Source organism: Polaromonas sp. P1_G4 (assembly GCF_056405475.1).
Window position 1 is genome coordinate 1 of record NZ_JBFUCA010001063.1, and the last position, 534, is coordinate 534.

General features: G+C 53.9%; 2 protein-coding genes. Both read left to right on the plus strand.

The genetic code is table 11. From position 1 onward, the window contains the following. A partial coding sequence (locus tag AC1D1X_RS25380) for a hypothetical protein (RefSeq protein WP_477699647.1) occupies nucleotides 1-284 on the plus strand: 284 nt, incomplete at its 5' end. Between the two features lie 82 nt (nucleotides 285-366). After that, the coding region (locus AC1D1X_RS25385) for an orotidine 5'-phosphate decarboxylase / HUMPS family protein (RefSeq protein WP_477699648.1) at nucleotides 367-534 on the plus strand (168 nt) is incomplete at its 3' end.

Consider the following 534-nt stretch of genomic DNA (forward strand, 5'->3'; position numbering starts at 1 on the left):
ACACCATGCAGTTTCGATACAACGCGAGTTTCAAAGACCTTGAATTCGTCGGCGAAGAAACTCTTGACGAGAACTATAACGATGGGTCTTACTACAGGGTCAGCAGCAATTACTTGACGAAAACTGCCATTCATTCACGCCACGCGGGCAAGAGGCACAAGGACGTCAACGTTCGCCTTAACAGCTTTCCGATACTCAGATTGCAAGGCTTTGACTGTTCGAACCGTGGCTCGTCTGATTCGACCGTCCACATTGACGAAAACTTCAAAGTGCGATCCCGGTGAAGAGCAAGACAGTTAACAAATCGACCCAGTGGCGACGGCCTGCGGCCGCGTCTGGCCTCCGTCGTTAGACTCCATTTCACATATGCCATCACCAGTCATCGTCGCGCTCGACTTCGAATCCTCGGCTGAGGCGTCGGCATTGGTCAATCGGCTCGGTCCCGAAGCCGATCACTACAAGGTCGGCCTTCAGCTGCTCACAGAGGCTGGACCGCAGGTAGTTCGAGAGCTGGTGTCGTCGGGCAAACAGGTC